General features: G+C 76.9%; 1 protein-coding gene and 1 pseudogene. Both read right to left on the reverse strand.

The genetic code is table 11. The features are described from left to right. Nucleotides 1–920: ADP-ribosylglycohydrolase family protein (locus B7767_RS09520; protein WP_256923381.1), on the reverse strand; the 920-nt coding region annotated here is incomplete at its 3' end. Next, nucleotides 917–1,094: pseudogene (locus tag B7767_RS47880) on the reverse strand (ADP-ribosylglycohydrolase family protein); the annotation flags it as partial. The pseudogene B7767_RS47880 and the gene B7767_RS09520, both read right to left, overlap by 4 nt.

Genomic DNA, 1,094 nt, shown 5'->3' on the forward strand with positions numbered 1-1,094 from the left:
CCGGCGAGGGCCAGGGAGACCGCGGCGGCCATGGCGCGGGCGCCGTGCACGCCGTCGCCGTCCTGGGTGTAGCGGGCGTCGAACTCCGCGAGGTCGGCGGCGGCCCGTGGGTCGCCGGGGTGGGCCACGGCCAGCACGCAGGCGCGTACGCAGGCGGCGTCGTCGAAGTAGTGGGGATTGTCGTGGCCGGTGGCGGGCGGGCGCAGGCCGGTGGCGAGGTTGCCGAGGCCGGCGCGGACGGAGATGCGGGCGCGCAGGGGGAGTACGGCGGACTCCGTCTCGGGGGCGCGGTTCGCCGCCGCGGCGATCTCGCCGGCGACGGTGTTCCAGGTCAGGTCGATCGCCGCGCGGGTGCGGCGTTCCCGGCTCAGGTCGCCGAAGGCGGTGTCGTCCCCGGCGCGGAGGACGGCTTCCGCGGCGAAGGCCGCCCATTCGGCGTCGTCGGAGGGGCCCAGGCGCAGGGGTTCGGAGGGCTGGTTGAGGGCGATGGGGACGGGGAGGGTGGTCGTCGCGTTCTGTTCGGCGAAGGTGTCCAGTTCGCGGGTGAGGCGTCTTGTCCACTCGGGCATCCTTGCCGCCCGGTGGCGGGCGGCGGGCCAGCCGGCGGCGTCGCCCGCGGCGAGGCCGAGGAGGAGGCCCTCGATTCTCGCGGGGGGTGCGGTCTCGACGGCCTCGGGGTGTGCCTGCGGCAGTCGGGTGGGGCTTTCGGCCTCGGCCTCGCTCTGTGCCTGCGGTGGTCGGGTGGGGCTTTCGGCCTCGGTCTCGCCTTCGGCCCGGATGTTCCCACCCGTACCACCCGTGCGGTGTTCGTCGCCGGGTGCGGGTGGCCCCTGTGGGGGCGTCCCGCCGTCGGCGGCTGCGGGTGGGGCCGGTGGGGTGCTCTCCGTGTCGGCGGGTTGGGTCTCGGTCAGAGGGGTCATCTGAGCGCCTCCGGCGTCAGCAGGTCCGCGATGTCCAGGACGTGGTGGCCCGCCATGGTCGGGAGGCAGGTGCCGCGGGCCGGGGTGATGGCGGACGACCAGGCCGGCGGGATCGCCGCGGCGCCCCGGGTCGCGCCCGCCAGGGCGCCGGCCACCGCCGCCGTGGTGTCCGCG

The sequence above is a fragment of the Streptomyces sp. 13-12-16 genome, assembly GCF_002114215.1.
Lineage (GTDB): Bacteria > Actinomycetota > Actinomycetes > Streptomycetales > Streptomycetaceae > Streptomyces.